The sequence below is a fragment of the Spirosoma endophyticum genome (genome assembly GCF_900112365.1).
GTDB lineage: Bacteria > Bacteroidota > Bacteroidia > Cytophagales > Spirosomataceae > Spirosoma > Spirosoma endophyticum.
Genome location: NZ_FOLQ01000010.1, coordinates 217,713 through 236,033, shown reverse-complemented (window position 1 = coordinate 236,033; position 18,321 = coordinate 217,713). Strand labels below are relative to the sequence as shown.

Genomic DNA, 18,321 nt, shown 5'->3' with positions numbered 1-18,321 from the left:
CGAGCAACTCGATAAGCTTTCGTTGTTGATTCATCGCTCGACGGTGGTTGTGTTGGACAATGCCCGGATTCACACAGCGGGCTACATCCAAATGATGCGGCCGATTTGGGAAGCCAGAGGGCTATATTTGTTTTTCCTGCCTGTCTACTGTCCCCATCTCAACCTTGCCGAAACCTTATGGCGACATCTGAAAGGGGGGTGGTTGAGGCCCGAGGATTATTTGACTAATGATGATTTAGCCTATGCCCTGAATCGCTGTTTGACGAATGTGGGTGGAAAGTTAAGCATCAACTTCAGTGCTTTTAATGCAAACCAATAAGCGAGGATTACTTAATTATTCATTAACCTACGTTTTGCGCTTTTTCTTCCGGGCCGATGGAAACAGTACGTTGTTCAGGATGAGCCGGTAACCGGGTGAGTGCGGATGCAGATTCAGGTCGGTGGGGTTGCGGAATCCCCCGCCACCGCGTAGGCCTTCGGGATCGTGACCACCATAGAACGTCCACTGTCCACGACCCATTTCGCCATAGAGGTATCGGTCGGAAGTTTTACCTTCGCCCATCACTAAACTGCTTGGCTTAACAGCCCCTTTGCGGAAGGCCGTCGTCTGGCCGAAAAATTCCTTGATGATCGACTCGTGATTCTGCGTAAGCATGGACGGAATGACGTCCCATTTGGCCGAGAAATTAAACAATTCGAAAAATCCGCCTGGTTGATCGTACCCCCGTCCGCCAGCAGAGTTGATGTCGGAGAAGGTCGAGAAACCCCGATAACCATTGTCGGCTTCGAGCGTAAAATTGCCGAACGCAAAAGTTTTGGTAAAATCAAGTTTTTCCTGCGCATTGGGGTCCATGCCATCACCGTCGTAGCTGCTTCCCACAATATCGACACCCTCGGCCGCCAGCGCAATATCGAGTGTTTCGGCCGCTGAACACATAGCGAACAGATAGCCGCCACCGGCACAGAATGCCTTGATGCCCTTGGCCACGGCCAGTTTCATCTGCGACACTTTTGAGTAGCCATATTTCTTAGCAATATCCTCCTGAACTTTAATATCGGTGAGCGACTGCCGATGCATGTTCCGGCCATATTGACCCGTGAAATCCTCGTGGTGCAGGTGTAGCCAATCGTATTTAGCCAGATCGCCCTTTAGCACCTCCTCATCATAAACAACTTCATAAGGAATTTCGGCGTAAGTAAGTACCAGCAGTACGGCATCCGTATTCTCAAACTCAGCCGGACTTACTTTTATAGGCGAATAAACGATGATTTTAGCCGCTTTCTGAAGTGTCACTACATTCATATTCACATCAGGATCAGACAATTGCTGCTTGATGGATGCCGCTTTGGAATCTGAAATCGTCTCGAATGAAACACCCCGAACCCGGCACTCCGTTTCAATAGCCGCCGTTTGCTTCACCATGAAACTGCCGCCCCGATAGTTCAATAGCCAGTCAACGTCCTGCTCGTCTTTCAACACCTTGTAGGCGATACCATAGGCTTTCAAATGGTTCGCCTGCTGATCGTCCATCGGAATCAGGATGGCATTTGCCCATGCGGCCGAAATCTGGCCCGTAATTGCCAGCAGTATAAGTAGAAAAGATAGCGGCTGTTTCATAGTGTACCGGATTGTTGACCCAACGATGCTTACTCACTACCAGACCGATTTTAGTTTATTGATTTGTTGGTAAAGTGTTGCCATTTCAGCGATTTTTACACATTCATCACAACCTGCCAATGGTCTGGAACTCTTTCAAACTCACTCGTTACGGTATTGCTGTACTTCTTATATTCCTCGTTGCCATGTCGTTTATCCAACCCCCAATTCATGCCAGCCCGTTGCCGGTCGAAACGGGGGTATCGCAAACACTGGCCAGGGCGAGGAAACAAGCACTCAGCCAATTGGCTTATGCACTAAAGTTCGACATTCCAGCGCAGAAAAACCAGCCCATTGCTGCCGCAGAAACCATTACGTTCAATTGGAAGAAAACAACGGACCCGCTTCAGCTGGACTTTAAAGAAGAACGTACTCATATACAAGCTATTGCCATCAATAACAAGAACATTCCGATAGTGTTTGAGAGCGAGCATTTGTTAGTTTCTACTGCTTTTTTGACCGCCGGAAAAAACACAATTTCGATCAGCTTCACCGCTGGTAATCTGTCGCTTAATCGAAATGACGAATACCTTTATACACTGCTCGTGCCCGACCGCGCCCGTACGGTTTTTCCGTGCTTCGATCAGCCCGATTTAAAGGCCACGTTTCAGCTCACATTGACCGTTCCAGCGGGCTGGCAGGCCATGACAAACGCGCCACTACAGGACTCTACGGTGCAGGGCGGCCGAAAAACCGTCAACTTCGGGCGTTCCAATATCCAGCCGACGTATCTGTTCTCATTCGTGGCGGGAAAATTCACGGCTGTGTCCCAGGTAGAGAACAAGCGCCCGATGACGCTTCTGCATCGGGAAACCGATACGTCGAAGATTCGATTGAGTATGCCTTTGTTATTTAAACTCCATGCCGATGCGCTGACGTTTCTGGAAGACTACACACAAATTCCGTATCCATTTCAGAAGTTCGATTTTGTGGCCATTCCCGATTTTCAATACGGGGGCATGGAGCACGTTGGGGCGATTGACTATAAATCGTCGGCGTTGTTTCTGGACAATGGCGCCACCCGCGATCAACGCCTGTCCCGCGCGCATGTGATTGCCCACGAAACCGCGCACATGTGGTTTGGCGATATGGTCACCATGCGCTGGTTCGAGGATGTTTGGTTAAAAGAGGTGTTCGCTAACTTCGTCGCCGACAAGATTATGGAGGTGTCGACCCCCGACGCCAACTACGATCTCCAGTTTGTGGTCGATCATTTTCCGGCTGCCTATGCCGTTGACCGCACCGAAGGCGCCAATCCCATTGGGCAACCGCTCGCGAATTTACAGGAAGCCGGTTCGCTCTACGGCGGTATCATCTACCACAAAGCACCCATCATGATGCGCCAGTTGGAACGGCTAGTAGGCAAAACAGTACTCCGGGACGGACTGCGCGAATACCTCAAAAAATACGCATTCGGTAATGCAAGCTGGACCGATCTGATTGCCATCCTGGATGCCCGAACGCCTGCCGACCTGGCTGCCTGGAACCACATTTGGGTCAACGAAACGGGCCGACCGAAATTCACGTATCAACTTGATAAACAGGACGGCGAAATCAGCAAGCTCGTCATTTCGCAAACGGGTGAGGATGGGTCTAAACGACTGTGGCCGCAGGGTTTCGAAGTTGCGCTGGTCTATCCCGATCATGTTGATGAGTTGACCGTGACTATGAACGGGCCACAGGTTTCGCTTCCCGATGCCGTTGGTAAGCCCGCTCCTTTATTTGTCGTGTTCAACTCGTCGGGTCAAGGCTATGGCCTGTTTCCGGTCGATACGGCCATGATGTCAAAACTGGCAACGTTGAAAAACCCGGTTACGCGGGCTTCCGCCTATATTAACCTCCACGAAACAATGCTGACGGGACAAGGTGCCAGCCCTGCACAGTTGGCCGCTACGTATCAAAACCTGTTGGGAAACGAGCCGGAAGAATTGAATCTGCGCCTGTTGACCAATCAGTTGTCGGACATTGTCTGGAATTTTACCCGACCCGAAAACCGGGCTACGCTGGCTACGTCTGTTGAGCAGGAAACCTGGCAGGCGATGGAAAAGGAAACCGCTGCCGGCAAGAAGAAACTTCTCTTTCGCTTGTATCAGAACATCGCCCTCAGTCGGGCGGCACAAGATCGACTCTACGCTATCTGGAACGAGCAGAAAGCGCCTGCGGGCGTGACGCTCACGGAAGACGATTACACATCACTGGCGCTCTCACTGGCCGTCCGCGATTATCCCGCCGAAGGCATTCTGATGAAGCAATTGAGCCGAATCAAAAACCCCGATCGCCGGAAACGACTGGAATTTATGATGCCTGCCCTGTCGGGCAACGTAGCCGAGCGCGACGCCTTTTTTGCCTCCCTGTCCAGCGAGACAAACCGCGAACATGAAGCCTGGGTAACGGCCGCGCTGGGTTACCTGCACCATCCACTACGTATGGCAACCTCCGCGAAATACCTGCCCAAGAGTCTGGACTTGCTGGAGGAAATTCAGCGAACGGGTGATATTTTCTTCCCCGAATCCTGGCTTCGCTCAACGCTGTCGAATTACCAGACGCCCGAAACGGCACAGTTGGTGCGCAAGTTTCTAAGTGATCGGCCGGGATATAATCTACGCCTGAAAGCTAAGCTATTGCAAGCCGCGGATAGTCCATTTCGGGCAAGTAAACTGCTTTACTAGCCATGAACAGCGAATCGCACTTTCCTGCCATCAGTCCGAGCATGGCTCGGGAGCGGTTTCTTATACAGGATGAATCGTGGGAAGACCGGTTTCGGCCGGATTTCAACCAATTTATCATCGCTCCACTGGAATACGCCCGCCCGGTTATCAAACTGCCATTACCCCCCGGACGTACCAATAATCACGTTCTGTTTCTCGTCACAAAAGGGCAACTTGAAATGACGGTTGGGTATACTAACTACATACTTTCGGCGAATGAGTTAGTGGTTATTCCAGCCTCACAGATTTTTTCCCTGTCCACCATTGGGGAAGACACGACCGGCTTTATGTGCTTCTTCAGCAATGAGTTATACTTGAGCGCCATTGGTGAGAAAGAACTTGACTTCATGAAACTGACCGGCAATTCGCTCGTATCGCTGACCGATACACAAACCGGTCACATGACGGCTGTCTGCGCCCGACTAACGGCTGAATACACGGAAAATGGGGCAACCCAAACCGATCTTATCCGCCCCTATCTGCTGGCGCTACTTACCGAAATCAACCGGGCGTATATCGGCTCGACATCCAGCAAAGTAGACGCCGGAGACCGGTTGGTGCAACAGTTTATGGACTTAGTGGCTAAACACGTCCGTCAACAGCGATTTGTTACAGATTATGCCAGCCAACTGAACGTAACGCCCAATTACCTCAACAAAGTAATAAAAGCACGTACTGGCAAATCACCATCGATCTGGATTGACGAACGTATTGTACTGGAAGCTAAAGTTCTTCTATTTCAATCAACCTTAACTGTTGCTCAGATTTCCGCCGAACTGGGTTTCGATGACCAGTCTAATTTTGGCAAAGTGTTCAGGCGATATGCCAGGGTTAGTCCAATCGCTTTCAGACGCCAGTGCGCCGGAGCTAATGATTGATACATACCAATCTTGGCCGGGTATGAACGAATGAATAACGAGGGCGCAAGCTGATCTTTGCGGCTGAATTCTAGCTACTATTGCGCATGCTGTATCAGATTATTTTAGTGATTCACAGTTTCATGCGCTGGCTTGTGTTAGGGAGTTTGCTGACCACGCTGGTGAGTGCTTATTCGGGCTGGCTACATCCCCGCTCCTATCGCCCTTCCGATCAGACGCTACGTGTTGTGGCTACGTCAATTGCACATATACAACTGCTCGTTGGTATCTATCTTTACACAATCAGCCCTATAATCAGCTATTATTGGAAATTTCGCCCGAGCTTTGGCGAGGCTATTGAGTTTCCTTTTTTCAGCCTGATTCACATCAGTCTGATGCTCATCGCCGTGGTTGTCATAACGGTGGGATCGAGTACGGCCAAGCGACTGAAAAACGACCAACAGAAATTCAAAACCACAGCCATTTATTTTACCATTGGTCTCGTTAGTATCCTGATGGCTATACCGTGGCCGTTTTCGCCTTTAGTGACCCGCCCCTGGATTCGTTTGTTTTAATTAAGTAACTTGTATACTATGCATTTTTTCAACTCGCCCAAAATTCGACTACGCACCGTAGGTCTTGCTGAAGGTATTTCCTTTTTAGTATTGCTGTTTGTTGGCGTTCCTCTGAAACGCATGGGTGGTCATCCCGAAGTTGTTGAAATTGTTGGCCCAATTCACGGGTTACTTTTCATTCTGTACTTACTGACTGTTATTCAGGCAAAGACTGAGTATAGCTGGCCGTTAGGCAAAACACTACTGGCGTTGCTGGCGTCGGTCCTTCCGGGTGGTACGTTCTACGCCGATCACAAAGTCTTTCGTCATCTGCGCGATTCGCCTGAACAGGCTTAGCCGTTTGGCATACTGAGCTGGCGTTCCAGTCCCTTGTTTGGTGTAGTCTCCGACTACGCCAAACAAGGGCATTTAGCTAACGGTTTTGCCTGGTTGTCGAAAGCGGCTACCTTCGCCGAATCTAATCCGGCAACGAACAAATCCGCCTGGTTAGCTTACCACAAAAGCTCCAGCATGCTGAGATATAACGGCTTATACATATCCGATAAGCCCTGGATTGATTCAACGGAAATCAGTTATTTTAGCTATCTGCGTTTTTATGAAGACGGATTTGTTATCCAGGTAACTTCGTCCGGAACACCCGATCAGCTTACTACGTGGTTTCACAAAGAAAATCCAGCAAACTCTAAGGGGCTTTATTACCATGGAATGCCTTACCGGGATGACCGGGAGGAAAAGCTCCATTTTGCGGTGGTTTCAGCAGAAGGCGTGGTTGGTTATATGGGCGAGATTGTAAACGATCAGTTGATTTTACGCTCGTATAGCTTCATTAACGATCGTAGTGATACAAAGACATTTCGCTTTATCGCTTTTACGTAGCATAATCAAAAAAGGGAATCTGAATCAGATTCCCTTTTTTGATTATGGACTAACTTTCGTATCTAGTTAGCGGCTTCAATGGCTGCGGCTGCTTCGATGGCTTCAATGGCGGAACGATTTTTCTCGTTGTATTCGTCACGTTTGGTTTCGAAGTAAGCAAAGATACTGGTGATTGCATCCAGGTTGGCGGCAATCTTCGAATGCATGTCACCCAAATCTTTTTCCAGACGCGAGTCGTTCAAGCCGTTCATGTTATCGACTTCAATCTTACCGATTTTTTCGATCAAGGCTGTCTGGCTGTTCTGTAAGTCTTCCAACTCATTGACAACTTTATTCATCAACTCGAGCTTCTGTAACTTGTCCATTGGATTTGTTTTGGTTAAATAATATAGGATAAACGTCCTGACGGGCAAATGGTTTTATTTCGTTGCTGGTTAGCCGTTCGACCGCCCAACCCTGTTCGCAGGCATTTAGTTAGTTTTGGCTACCTTCGGCCACCCATTCTAACGGTCATGTCTGCGAAACCCACCCACATCTTCACGCTTACGTTCGCCATCGTTACGTTGCTCGAAATAGTGGGCGATACGTTGTCTATCCGCATCCTGCATTACGGCTGTAAACCGTTGATTATGGCGTTGTTGCTACTCTACGGCTGGCAATGTTATCGGTCAATGGGTGCACCCATGTCTATCCGCTGGTTGCTGGTCGGGATGGTTTTCGCACTGGCAGGCGACGTTTTTCTGATGATCCAAGAAGTTGATTTATTCGCGCCAGGACTGGGGGCCTTTCTGGTGATGCAAGTGTGCTATAGTGTGGTTTTCTGGCAATCTACACGCCAGAATGAACTGCGTAGTAATCGGCGCTCGCTGTTGCTTAACGCGACGCTGTTTGCCCTCTATTCCGGTACGTTTCTGGTCGTACTCAAACCCACGTTCGATAGTAACCCATCCCTGACGGCTTTGTGGTGGCCCGTTGTATTCTACGTCATTTGCCTGAGTACCATGGGACTTCTCTCTACCCAACGGCGGAGTCTGCCTTATGCGGGCGGGGTTGTCATGGGGGCCCTGCTGTTCATTCTATCCGATTCACTCATCGCCATTGACAAGTTCCTGCATCCTCTCAGTGGGGCTGCCTTCTGGATTATGAGTACGTACGCTGCCGCCCAATACCTGATCGTTGTCGGCATGTTACAATCGGGTGCGTCGGTGCCTGAGCATTGATTTTCGATAATTGTAAATGGATGGATTCAGTATGTCAGCTGCGCTTATGATCGAATGTCATACTTCGTTTGCAAATCTAAAACCCTTTCAACATCGCATCCGAACACAAAGATTCTGGTTCTTCTGTCAGTAAGTCCGCCGTAAGGAATGTCATCTTTCCAAAACACTACGTTTCTTTTGTCAAGTTCAGCTACTAATTCCGTTTCTGATGCCTTATCTTTTATGAAACCGACGAGATGCCGGTTGGCGAATTTGTCGGCCGTTATTGTTTTGAAAGCAAAGTCAACGGCTTCCTGTTCTGTTAGAAAATAGTGTAGATTCTGGCATTCACCACGTTCTGTGTAATACCAAACGTATTGGCTACCTGACTGGCTGAGACCATACCCTTCGTGAATACTTCGGCTTCCAACGGCATACGTATCGTTATAGCAATTTTCGGTCATCCATTGGTCAAGTTGACGTATTGTTGATAATTCCATTATGTGTTTCCTGACAGTAGTCGAACAGGGTTCTAACCCGTTAAATTTACCCCTGCAACCTACCAAGAAGTTACAGGAAAGCAATAGTACCACTTTCTGGCGGCTCTGTTATCAAGTCCAAACTCCGCAAGAATCGGGTTTGTAAGGGCTGGGGTTCTGGCGACATTTGTATAGGTCAAACAACACGAATACCATGAACACCAACAGCACATACACCTATCAGCAAATTGCCCAGGCCATTGAGCACTTAACGACCAATTTCCGGGATCAACCCTCTCTGAGCGAACTGGCTGAGAAAGCAAACCTAAGTGAGTTTCATTTTCAGCGGTTATTCACAGAATGGGCGGGTGTTAGCCCCAAAAAGTTTGGGCAGTACCTGACGCTCGAACATGCCAAAACCCGACTACGTACCGGCGCTCCCCTGACCGACGCAGCCCATGATGCCGGACTTTCCGGCACGGGTCGATTACACGATCTGTTCGTGAGCATTGAGGGCGTAACACCTGGCCAGTTTAAGCAGTTAGGTTCCGGGCTTACGCTTTCGTATGGCCTATTCGACAGTCCATTCGGTCCCTATGTGCTGGGAGCTATCAATGCTACGTCCGTTGCCGATAAAATTGCGCTGCTGCACTTCCTGAGCGATGGCGACGAACCCGAAATGATTGTAAAAACCGCCTGGCCCGAAGTCGCGCTACGGTATGAACCAGCTTCCGTGCAATCGCTGGCCAATCAGATTTTTCCGGCAACCAACGTAGCGTTAAACACCAAACCGGCCCAGCAACTACCGATTCTACTACGCGGGTCGGCCTTTCAGCTCAAAGTGTGGGAAGCGCTGTTAAAAATCCCTGAAGGGCAACTGGCTAGCTACGATCAGATTGCTGAAGCTATTGGACAACCTACGGCTTCGCGTGCCGTTGGAACGGCTATCGGTAGCAACCCCGTTGGCTATCTGATTCCCTGCCACCGGGTCATTAAAAAAACCGGTCTGTTTGGCGGGTATCGGTGGGGAGTCGAGCGTAAGCAAGCCATGTTAGGCTGGGAAGCCGCCCGCGTTGAAAAGTAGCTTAAACACAGAGATCACAGAGAGAAAATACGGAGATACGTAAAGAAATTTATCAAAAAACTCTGTGTATCTCCGTGATTCCTCTGTGATCCCTGTGTTATGACATTTAATCACTATGAAACAACTCACTCTCGACTGGCCGACGTACCAAAATACCCTCTCAGAAACGGGTTTCGCTTTATTACCGTCCCTCCTATCCAGCAGTGAATGCCAGGAAGTGGCCAATCTATTCGATGAAGCGAGCCTGTACCGGAAGGCCATTGTGATGCAAAATCATGGATATGGCAGTGGTGAATACAAGTATTTTAATTATCCGCTGCCGCCCGTTGTCGATGCGCTTCGCCATGAATTATTTACGAATATCGCGTCTGTTGCCAACGACTGGAACGAAAAATTAGGGATATCATTACGTTACCCGAATGAGCTGAACGAATGGTTAGCGACCTGTCATACAGCCGGGCAAACTCGTCCAACACCCCTGATCCTGAAATATGGCGCCGGTGACTGGAACGCGATGCATCAGGATATGTATGGTGAGCTGTACTTCCCATTTCAGGCAGTTCTGTTTCTAAATCAACCGGATCAGGACTATATTGGTGGCGAGTTTGTACTACTTGAACAGCGTCCTCGTATGCAGTCAAAACCGATTGTCTTGCGACCGGAACAAGGCCAGATTCTGATTTTTACGACCAAGTTTCGGCCCGTAAAAGGAAGCCGGGGGTATTATCGCGTGACCATGCGACATGGCGTTAGTGAAGTCAAACATGGCACTCGGGTAAACCTCGGCCTGATTTTTCATGATGCGGCATGATTCGTCACCTCGATTTAGGCCCAACGCGCTATGGTCAACTGCGAATACTCGTTACGTTGGTGAAAAGTAGAGCCATTACGCTAGGTGGTCACCGTCCCAGCAAAATCTATGGGCAGCTCAATTGCCGGGCGGGCAAGCGTATGAATTCCGAAAATCGGGTCTTTTTTCGGGATGAAACGGAGGCTATTGCGCAAGGGTATCGCCCCTGCGCGGTATGTATGCCGAAGGCGTATAAAGTATGGCGGGGAAGGTTTTAACTCGGCTTGCCAGTCTGCCTCTTTTTCGTTAATCTTGTTAAGAATTAAATTAAATGCCGTTATGAATATAGTTGCTGAGAAAAAACCACGCCAGCGGACTGGTCGTATTTCTGCCCGCAACATTCCACCTGCTCTTGTCTATGAAACATGGCAGGGTAAACCGGTTTATTATCGAGGCTATCAGGATGTGCTGGCAGGAAAAAAGACCATCGAAGAAGTTATATCATGTTCTGATTTACAGGGAGTTCTGGTTTATTTATTAGGTTTATATATTGGCAACACAATCAACCGAAAAAAGTATTTGATCAGCTCAAACGAATCAGGCCTTCACTTAGCACAGAATGATAATTTGGGCAATGATCTAGTCATCTTTGAAAAAGAAAAAGTAGGCAAACTCAAGGGGAAATATTTCGACGTACCGCCTAAAATCGTAATCGAAGTCGATATTAAAGCGGACGTATCTGACTTTGAAGGCCAACTGGACGGTTACCTTATTCAGAAATCTCAGAAACTGATCGACTTCGGCGTAGAAAAAGTGATTTGGGTCATTACAGCCGCTCAGAAAGTCTATGTTATTGACCGCAATGATCCAACCTGGTACGTAGTGAACTGGTCGGAGAATATTACCATAATGGGTGGTTGCATTCTGAATATCAAGCAATTGCTCGACGACGAAGAAATTGAATATTAAGTAAGGGATCACGGGCTAAAGTCCATTTTTAGAGCTAATTGAAGTTCGTGATACTATCAAATAACGCTTTTCAGTACTATCACACTCTTTTCCAGTTCCTCTTCTGTACTCGATGCGAAACCCAGTCGCGTTCCGTTGAGCCGCTGACCGGGCGGATTATGCCCTACCCCACTCGACAGAAATAGCCCTTTGCTGGCTGCTCGCTGTGCCAGTGCATCCATATCAATCGCGGGATCGAACGAAGCCCAAACGGCCATACCACCATCGGGCTTTGTAAAGTGTATAGTATCCGATAATTCTGTTGTCAGCAATTCGCAGAATCGGTCGCGACGAGCGTGATAGGTACGTAGTGCCTTGCGAAAGTGTCGTTTCAGATCGCCGGTTTTAAGTAACTGACCAATAGAAAATTCGAGCATCGGATCGCCCTGCCGATCAATGATGCGTCGAAGACGGGCCAGTTCATCGATGAGCGCCGTGGGAGCCACGACATAGCCAATTCGGAAAGCGGGGGCGACCGATTTCGTTAATGACCCGACATACACAACCATACCCTGACGGTCGGCGCTGGCCAGCGGCAGAATCGGGCGGCTCAGGTAGTGAAAATCATAATCGTAGTCATCTTCCAGAATGGCGAATCCATATTGTTCAGCCAGTTGAAGCAACTGAACACGTCGATCCGCCCGTAGGGTTACGGTCGTTGGATAATGGTGATGGGGCGTTACAAACACCATCCTGACCCGCTGATTCTTGCAAAGGACAGTAAGCGCATCGACATTCATGCCGTGTTGATCAACCGGGACGGTGAGTAAGGTTGCACCTGTTTTTCGAATATTCATCCCGGCTCCCGCCCAGTTTGTCTCCCCCGTCACCACTATATCGCCCGGACGTAGTAAAACCTGACTAACCAGGTGAAGACCCATTATACTACCCCTCGTAATGAGTATGTTATTGGGTGTTGTTTGCAGACCACGCGTTTCGTTCAGATGTATTGAAAGCTGTTCCCGTAGCAGCAAATGGCCTTTTGTGTCGCCGTAACCGAAGTGCTGCTGCGGATTGCCCCAGCGAAAATAGGAACGATAGGCCCGGCTCAATTCCTCCATCGGTGCCAGTCGAACATCGGGAAAACCATCATCTAAATGTAAACCAACGGATTGCGTCAATACAGGTCGAACCAGAAAATCGAGTGAGTCAAATGGATAGCCGGGTTGGTTACCGGGCGAATGTTCGGCAGACGGCATACCTATTGCCGGGTCGCGTGCTTCAATGTCCAACCGTTGCGGGCGAATTTCAGGAAAGTGCGTTGCTACATACGTACCACTGCCTGTCCGGCTTTCGAGCAAGCCTTGTGCTAACCCTTCGTCGTAGGCCGCTACAACAGTCTGTCGATTTAAATCGAGCAGCTCAGCCAGTTGACGCGTACCGGGTAATCGCTGCCCCGGCGTCAATAACCCAGTACGTATAAATTGACCGAGTTGATTACTCAACTGAACGAAGATGGGCGTATTGGACGCTTTATCAAGCTGGATCAATGACTTAAACGGGACCATAACCGGACTAGGTGAATTATTAAAACTGGACGATTTACATAGACCACTAAAGCAAGACATTTGACGTACAAAAAGCAAGTAAATCCATGCAAACTGCCCGCACAACGCCCAGTCGTTCAGCCAAACGTGCTCATTACGACGCCGAAACGATCCATCCTATTCTGGACGAAGCCCTCTTCTGCACCGTCAGCTACGTCCTTGAAGGACAACCAATGGCGATTCCAACGGCCTTCGCCCGAAAGGGTGATAAACTTTACATTCACGGCTCGGTAGGGAGTCATTTTATTCGTACCATCGAGCAGGGTGGCACGGCCTGCATTTCGGTTATGCTGGCCGATGGTCTTGTTTTGGCGAAATCGGCCTTCCATCACTCGGTTAATTACCGGTCGGTGGTTATCTTCGCCCAGGCCGAAAAAGTGATGGATGAAGCGGAGCGCATGGAAGCACTGGCGCTGATTACAGACCACCTGATTCCGGGCCGCTGGGACGACCTTCGTCCAACGACCGACAGCGAAATGCGCAGAACAACCGTGCTGGCATTTTCGCTGGCTGAAGCCTCGGCCAAAGTGCGCATGGGTGGCCCAAATGATGATCCTGAAGATGAAGACCTGCCTACCTGGGCGGGCGTGATTCCACTGCAAACCGTCCGCCTGGCGCCAGTTTCGGCAGAAAATAGCATGGAAACACCACTGCCCGATTATTTATCAGGAGACTTGTAGAACTATTGTATACCGAAATTTGAGTTGAACACGCTCGATTCAAATCGGCAGCTGTTTCAGATGGGATTCCTGACCAACGCTCAACTGATCCTGTCAAGTGCCACGGTGAACCTGTTTATTGTTTTATCCGAGGCTCGAATGGCACATTGGTTTCAGACCCGATCGGCCTACATCCAGCCACAAAAATGGGTTATGGCGGGCATTCTGACCAGCCTGACCGTACGGATGGCGGTTGACAAAGGAAACTAATTGATAATTAACCATTCACGCTCCTACCATGTACACACCCAAAATCTTTCAGGAAACCGACCGCGATACGTTGTTTCAGTTCGTGCGGGATCACTCATTTGCGTTGCTGATTACGACTGGCGACGATGGCGTTCCGGTTGCGACACACTTGCCTATCGAACTCCTACCCAGCGCCGACGGGCAGTTTCAGTTGACCGGGCACTTGGCCAAAGCCAACTCACAATGGAAATTGCTGGGTCATGACACACCGGCACTGGCCGTATTTTCGGGCGCTCATAGCTACATTTCTTCCTCCTGGTATGATCACGTTAACGTACCCACCTGGAATTATCTGTCGGTGCAAATTACGGGCCGAACGCGTATATTGACCGAGGACGAAACGCTGGACTTGTTGCGCCAGCAAGTAGATAAATATGAAGTCCATTCAAAATGTCCTGTGTCTGTCGACAGCATGACCGAGGGATACGTGCGAAAGGAAATGCGGGGTGTTGTTGCGTTTACAATGACCATTGACAGCCTACAGGGGACTGCCAAACTGAGTCAAAATCGCGATGACAAAAATTACAGAAACATCATCTCCGAACTACGTCAGCAAGGAAATGAAAACGCGGATGCGACGGCTAACGAAATGGAAGCCCGACGATCAGACATTGACAAATAACCAGCATACAGTATGGCCAGAGAACACCAGTACGCATTAACAACCCGTTGGACGGGCAACACCGGAACGGGAACGAATAGTTATCGCTCCTATGAACGTAGCCATACGATCTCAGCCGAAAATAAGCCAGAGATTCTGGCCTCATCGGACCCATCGTTTCGGGGTGACAAGACCAGGTATAATCCGGAGGAGTTGCTGGTTGCCTCACTGTCAAGCTGCCACATGCTATCGTATTTGCATTTGTGTGCTGTAGCGGGCGTTGTCGTTCTTGACTATACCGATACAGCTACGGGCACAATGGTTGAGACACTAGATGGTGGCGGGCACTTTAGTGAGGTTACACTGTATCCGGTTGTTATTGTCGCGGAGCCATCGATGGTGGAGAAAGCCAATGCATTACACCAGCAGGCTAACACACTGTGCTTTATTGCTAACTCCTGCAATTTTCCGGTTCACCATAAACCGTCTTGTCATGCAGTTGACATAAAGGCCTTATAGCCGGGCCGCCAGAGCAGTTTTGAAACCGTTCCGGCGGCCCGGCTATAAGGCCTCAGCTGTTCGTCTTATTCTTTTTCGTGATAAATCAACACCGGCACATCTGACTTTTCGACTAAGCCAGCCGTGTGATTCGGGTGAAATAATTTATCCAGGAAGCCTGATTGTGGGTACAGTTGCATCACAATCAGGTCAGCATGCGTTGTATCCATCTGATCCTCAGTCAATATAACGAGCTTCGCGTCAAAAGCCTCTACGATCGATTCAGTCTGAAAGGTTACCTGCGCATTTGTGGTCTGGGGCTGCATCGCATAGGCAATCGTATGTACCTGCGCCGGTCGAATGGCGTGTCCTTCGGGTGTGGTTGGCACAATCAATACCGGGCAGCGCGCTTCATCGGCGACTTCAGTGACAGACGTACCCGCCAATCGGTCAAAGAAGGTGCTCAGATCACTACGTCCCATTACGATCAGGTCGGCTAAGTGATCTTTAGCTGCGTCTAAAATACTATCTTCTACGGAGCCAATACGCCAGTCAACGCGGGCGGACAGGCCTTCCGACTGCAATTCGCTGGCCAGTGCGCTCAATCGCTGGCGACTAATGTCTTCAATTTCCTGTGACGCCATTATGCCCAGTCCTGTATCGCCCACAGATGGAAAGGTCGTGTCGGGGATCATAGGCATATACACGTGTAATAACGTAACGGTTGCACCGGTTTTTCGGGCAAAAAGTCGTACCCAATCCAGAGCAGCAGCGTTACTGGTCGAGAAGTCTGTGGGGAAAAGTAGGTTTGTCATACGTAGTGAATAAGGTTTTCGGTCTGTAGTATACGGTCAAAAAGTCATAAATGCATGATTGTTGACGTCGGTCAGCTACCAAAAACCGTAAACTATAAACCGTTTACCGACCACTATGTTTACCGCTTCCCTGGGGCTGGCGGGGGCGTAATGATACTGCTCGAACCAGCACCAGCCCCCGTATTCATGGTTTCAACGGCCAGCATCTGCTTCATGGTTTTCTCCATTCCCTCGGTTGAGCCATCCAGAAAAATGACATTTCCTTTTCCGTTTTCAGCAAAATGTTTGATGGCTTCGGTCCAGATCGAGAACAGAATCAGCGAGGCATCCAGTTTGGCTTCGGTCATTACTTTGGCTGATTCGGCCATCCCTTTGGCGACTTCCTCCCGAAACAATGCCACGCCCTGACCGCGCAATTGTGATGCTTTTTTCTCCGCTTCGGCCGAAATCTGAATGGCATTCCCTTCGGCTTCAGCGGCTTTGGTTTTCGTAATTAACAGCGCCTGCCCTTCGTTTTCGGCAGCCGCTTTCAGGTTCGATGAGGCTACAACCTGCGCCATGGAACGCATAATGACTTCATCGAACGCAATATCGTTCAGTTGCAGATCGGTGAGGTGGTAGCCCCAGGTTTCGAGCAGGACATCGAGTTGAGATTTTACGTGCTCAATGATTTCGGAACGTAGCGCCAGAATTTCGGACTGCCGCTTGGTCGCCACAAAACTACGGATCGAGCCTTCGATGGTACGTATCAGTGCCTGCATAAACGACGCTTCGTCGATGAATTTGAACGCTACGTTCTTGATTGTTTCTTCCCCCTGATTCAGCACCGAATAGACCAGCATGGCTTTGAAATTAACGTTAGCCTGGTCGGCTGTAATGGCCTGAAACGCCAGCTCAACGGAGCGATTCTGAATCGAGATGCGCCGGTAAATGAACTCAATAAACGGGATTTTAAAGTTTAAGCCCGGCGTCATGACGCGGGCATATTTCCCAAAAATGGTAATAACGGCCACTGTGCCCTGTTGCACAATAACGACGGAGAGGTAGACAATAATAACCGCCAGCAAAAAAAATATAGCCAGAAAACTCATGCAGGTAAGGTAGTTAAGACAAAAAATGGATTCCGTGTAAGGTACGGAATCCATTAATATGACGATTAATTTTTTGTCTGATTAGCTTAGTGTCCAGACGCTAACTCATAGCCAACGACCTCTTCGTTAGCCACATCCTGAGTAACGTTGACGGTGGCATTCTTCTGCCTGAAATACACGACCACAGCCAGCATGAAACCGCTGAACGCCAGTATAGCCCCCACCCATTCAGGCGACGCATAGCCCAGACCGGCGGCAATGGGCAGTCCACCCAGAAAAGCACCCAATGCATTACCAATGTTAAAGCCAGCCTGACTCACCGACGACGCCAGCATTTCGGACCCATTCGCAGCCCGAATCATCAGGATTTGGATGGGCGCTCCCAGTGAGAAAGCGATGGCGCCCGTGATGAAAGTCATAACCAGCAGCGGTATTTTGAACGGAGCGACAAAATAGACAGCCACCAGCGAAATGGACATCAGGGCCAAAAATAGAGCCGTGGCCTTAATGGGCGAAATAAGGTCGGCGATACGTCCGGAAATCAGATTCCCGGTCGCCATGCCCAAACCTGCCAGCACTAGAATCCACATTAGCTGATCACTGCTAAAATGAGCCACTTCAGTTAACAACGGAGCGATATAGCTGAACCAGGCAAACAACCCGCCTGTACCAATGGCCGTAATGCCCAGAATCAGCCAGGGCTCTACCCGTGTAAAGAGTTTCAGGTCTTTGCGGAGGTTGGATTCACCCACGACTGGCATCACGGGCAGCAGTTTATGAATACAAAATAGGGTAACCAGACCAACAGCGCCAATGATTACAAACGTGATCCGCCAGCTCATGGTATGGCCTATGTAGGTCCCCAGTGGTACACCGATAATATTGGCTACTGTAAGCCCGGCAAACATCATAGAAATGGCCTGAGCCTCTTTGCCTTTACCCGCTAATCGACTGGCCACTACGGCACCTACACCAAAAAAAGCACCATGCGGCAAGCCCGATAGCAACCGGGTAAACATCATGATTTCGTAAGTAGGTGCAAAAGCCGACAGCGCATTGAAGACTGTAAAAATGGCCATCAGGCCCAGCAGAATTTTCTTGGGCGGATAGTTTCCGGCAATGCCGACCAGCAATGGAGCGCCTAATACCACGCCAAGCGCGTAGGAGGAAATCAGGTGACCGGCGACCGGAATCGAGATGTGTAGTGTATTGGCAATATCAGGCAGAACGCCCATGATGACGAACTCGGTCATTCCGATGCCGAAGCCGCCCATTGCGAGAGGTAACAAACTTTTTTTCATTGCAGCGTACTATTTTCTGACAGCTCGCGAGTTTGGCCAACTTGGAAAACTCACACGAATCCCCTTAAAACAGTGGGTATTCTATCAGGCAAATAAAAAAAGTGCAAAATTGTTCCTCACTCTAAGAATGTTCTAATTTATTAGTTCGCCGGTGCAATTAAGGGTGAGAGCTGGCGTAGGATAACGTAGTGAAATAATAAACGCTAAGGGGCAAGTGAAGAATCAGTCACTCTATTTCGCTTTTGGCATTGCCCATGAATTGGAGTC

The 18,321-nt window shown here is 49.3% G+C and carries 22 protein-coding genes; 15 read left to right on the top strand and 7 right to left on the bottom strand.

Going from position 1 to position 18,321, the window contains the following annotated elements:
- Positions 1–319: transposase (locus BM202_RS23105; protein ID WP_177236658.1), on the top strand; the 319-nt coding region annotated here is incomplete at its 5' end.
- 27 nt (positions 320–346) lie between these two features.
- On the opposite strand, the gene BM202_RS23100 is transcribed toward BM202_RS23105, so the two are convergent.
- Positions 347–1,618, bottom strand: a complete 1,272-nt coding sequence (locus BM202_RS23100; RefSeq protein ID WP_093830561.1) for an asparagine synthetase B — start codon at positions 1,616–1,618, stop codon at positions 347–349.
- Positions 1,619–1,737: 119 nt separating this feature from the next.
- Here BM202_RS23100 and BM202_RS23095 point away from each other — a divergent pair, with 119 nt between their 5' ends.
- The 5 genes from BM202_RS23095 to BM202_RS23075 all read left to right on the top strand — a co-directional run bounded on the left by BM202_RS23095 (position 1,738) and on the right by BM202_RS23075 (position 6,673).
- Positions 1,738–4,326: a M1 family metallopeptidase gene (locus tag BM202_RS23095; protein WP_093830559.1), complete on the top strand. Its 2,589-nt coding sequence runs from the start codon at positions 1,738–1,740 to the stop codon at positions 4,324–4,326.
- A gap of 2 nt (positions 4,327–4,328) precedes the next feature.
- Positions 4,329–5,243 carry a helix-turn-helix domain-containing protein gene (locus BM202_RS23090; protein WP_093830558.1) on the top strand — a complete coding sequence of 305 codons (915 nt, stop codon included), beginning with the start codon at positions 4,329–4,331 and terminating at the stop codon, positions 5,241–5,243.
- An 86-nt stretch (positions 5,244–5,329) separates the two neighbouring features.
- Positions 5,330–5,797, top strand: a complete 468-nt coding sequence (locus tag BM202_RS23085) for a hypothetical protein (protein ID WP_093830556.1) — start codon at positions 5,330–5,332, stop codon at positions 5,795–5,797.
- Between the two features lie 18 nt (positions 5,798–5,815).
- Positions 5,816–6,133: a DUF3817 domain-containing protein gene (locus BM202_RS23080; protein ID WP_093830554.1), complete on the top strand. Its 318-nt coding sequence runs from the start codon at positions 5,816–5,818 to the stop codon at positions 6,131–6,133.
- 33 nt (positions 6,134–6,166) lie between these two features.
- Complete coding sequence (locus tag BM202_RS23075; protein WP_093830552.1) at positions 6,167–6,673, top strand: hypothetical protein; 507 nt, start codon at positions 6,167–6,169, stop codon at positions 6,671–6,673.
- Positions 6,674–6,735: 62 nt separating this feature from the next.
- Here BM202_RS23075 and BM202_RS23070 read toward each other — a convergent pair whose 3' ends face one another.
- A complete protein-coding gene (locus BM202_RS23070) occupies positions 6,736–7,038 on the bottom strand; it encodes a hypothetical protein (protein WP_093830551.1) in 303 nt (100 codons plus the stop codon).
- 147 nt (positions 7,039–7,185) lie between these two features.
- On the opposite strand from BM202_RS23070, the gene BM202_RS23065 reads away from it, so the two are divergent.
- On the top strand, positions 7,186–7,893 hold the full coding sequence (locus BM202_RS23065; RefSeq protein WP_093830589.1) for a lysoplasmalogenase: 708 nt from the start codon (positions 7,186–7,188) through the stop codon (positions 7,891–7,893).
- A gap of 44 nt (positions 7,894–7,937) precedes the next feature.
- Here the strand turns inward: BM202_RS23065 and BM202_RS23060 are convergent, their stop codons facing one another.
- Positions 7,938–8,372 carry a hypothetical protein gene (locus tag BM202_RS23060; protein WP_093830549.1) on the bottom strand — a complete coding sequence of 145 codons (435 nt, stop codon included), beginning with the start codon at positions 8,370–8,372 and terminating at the stop codon, positions 7,938–7,940.
- Between the two features lie 193 nt (positions 8,373–8,565).
- Here BM202_RS23060 and BM202_RS23055 point away from each other — a divergent pair, with 193 nt between their 5' ends.
- The 4 genes from BM202_RS23055 (at position 8,566) to BM202_RS23040 (ending at position 11,194) form a co-directional block, all read left to right on the top strand.
- A complete protein-coding gene (locus tag BM202_RS23055; RefSeq protein ID WP_093830547.1) occupies positions 8,566–9,435 on the top strand; it encodes a bifunctional transcriptional activator/DNA repair enzyme AdaA in 870 nt (289 codons plus the stop codon).
- Between the two features lie 115 nt (positions 9,436–9,550).
- Positions 9,551–10,246, top strand: coding sequence for a 2OG-Fe(II) oxygenase (locus BM202_RS23050; protein ID WP_093830545.1), 696 nt, complete (start codon positions 9,551–9,553; stop codon positions 10,244–10,246).
- Positions 10,243–10,503 carry an Ada metal-binding domain-containing protein gene (locus tag BM202_RS23045; RefSeq protein ID WP_093830543.1) on the top strand — a complete coding sequence of 87 codons (261 nt, stop codon included), beginning with the start codon at positions 10,243–10,245 and terminating at the stop codon, positions 10,501–10,503. Before BM202_RS23050 ends, BM202_RS23045 begins: the two co-directional genes overlap by 4 nt.
- A gap of 61 nt (positions 10,504–10,564) precedes the next feature.
- On the top strand, positions 10,565–11,194 hold the full coding sequence (locus BM202_RS23040; protein ID WP_245776749.1) for a Uma2 family endonuclease: 630 nt from the start codon (positions 10,565–10,567) through the stop codon (positions 11,192–11,194).
- Between the two features lie 56 nt (positions 11,195–11,250).
- Here BM202_RS23040 and BM202_RS23035 read toward each other — a convergent pair whose 3' ends face one another.
- On the bottom strand, positions 11,251–12,741 hold the full coding sequence (locus tag BM202_RS23035; RefSeq protein ID WP_093830541.1) for an aminotransferase-like domain-containing protein: 1,491 nt from the start codon (positions 12,739–12,741) through the stop codon (positions 11,251–11,253).
- An 86-nt stretch (positions 12,742–12,827) separates the two neighbouring features.
- Here BM202_RS23035 and BM202_RS23030 point away from each other — a divergent pair, with 86 nt between their 5' ends.
- From BM202_RS23030 to BM202_RS23015, 4 genes are read left to right on the top strand one after another with little or no spacing between them, the layout of a single operon-like run.
- Positions 12,828–13,460, top strand: coding sequence for a pyridoxamine 5'-phosphate oxidase family protein (locus BM202_RS23030; protein WP_093830539.1), 633 nt, complete (start codon positions 12,828–12,830; stop codon positions 13,458–13,460).
- A 24-nt stretch (positions 13,461–13,484) separates the two neighbouring features.
- The gene (locus BM202_RS23025) at positions 13,485–13,709 is read left to right on the top strand and encodes a hypothetical protein (RefSeq protein ID WP_177236657.1); all 225 of its coding nucleotides are present in this window, start codon (positions 13,485–13,487) and stop codon (positions 13,707–13,709) included.
- A gap of 28 nt (positions 13,710–13,737) precedes the next feature.
- On the top strand, positions 13,738–14,370 hold the full coding sequence (locus BM202_RS23020) for an FMN-binding negative transcriptional regulator (protein WP_093830537.1): 633 nt from the start codon (positions 13,738–13,740) through the stop codon (positions 14,368–14,370).
- Between the two features lie 12 nt (positions 14,371–14,382).
- Positions 14,383–14,868: an OsmC family protein gene (locus tag BM202_RS23015; RefSeq protein WP_093830535.1), complete on the top strand. Its 486-nt coding sequence runs from the start codon at positions 14,383–14,385 to the stop codon at positions 14,866–14,868.
- Between the two features lie 65 nt (positions 14,869–14,933).
- Here BM202_RS23015 and BM202_RS23010 read toward each other — a convergent pair whose 3' ends face one another.
- From BM202_RS23010 to BM202_RS23000, 3 genes are all read right to left on the bottom strand, one after another.
- On the bottom strand, positions 14,934–15,662 hold the full coding sequence (locus BM202_RS23010) for a universal stress protein (protein WP_093830533.1): 729 nt from the start codon (positions 15,660–15,662) through the stop codon (positions 14,934–14,936).
- A gap of 119 nt (positions 15,663–15,781) precedes the next feature.
- Positions 15,782–16,753, bottom strand: coding sequence for an SPFH domain-containing protein (locus BM202_RS23005; protein ID WP_093830531.1), 972 nt, complete (start codon positions 16,751–16,753; stop codon positions 15,782–15,784).
- Positions 16,754–16,839: 86 nt separating this feature from the next.
- The gene (locus tag BM202_RS23000) at positions 16,840–18,054 is read right to left on the bottom strand and encodes an MFS transporter (protein ID WP_093830529.1); all 1,215 of its coding nucleotides are present in this window, start codon (positions 18,052–18,054) and stop codon (positions 16,840–16,842) included.
- Between the last annotated feature and the right edge of the window lie 267 nt (positions 18,055–18,321).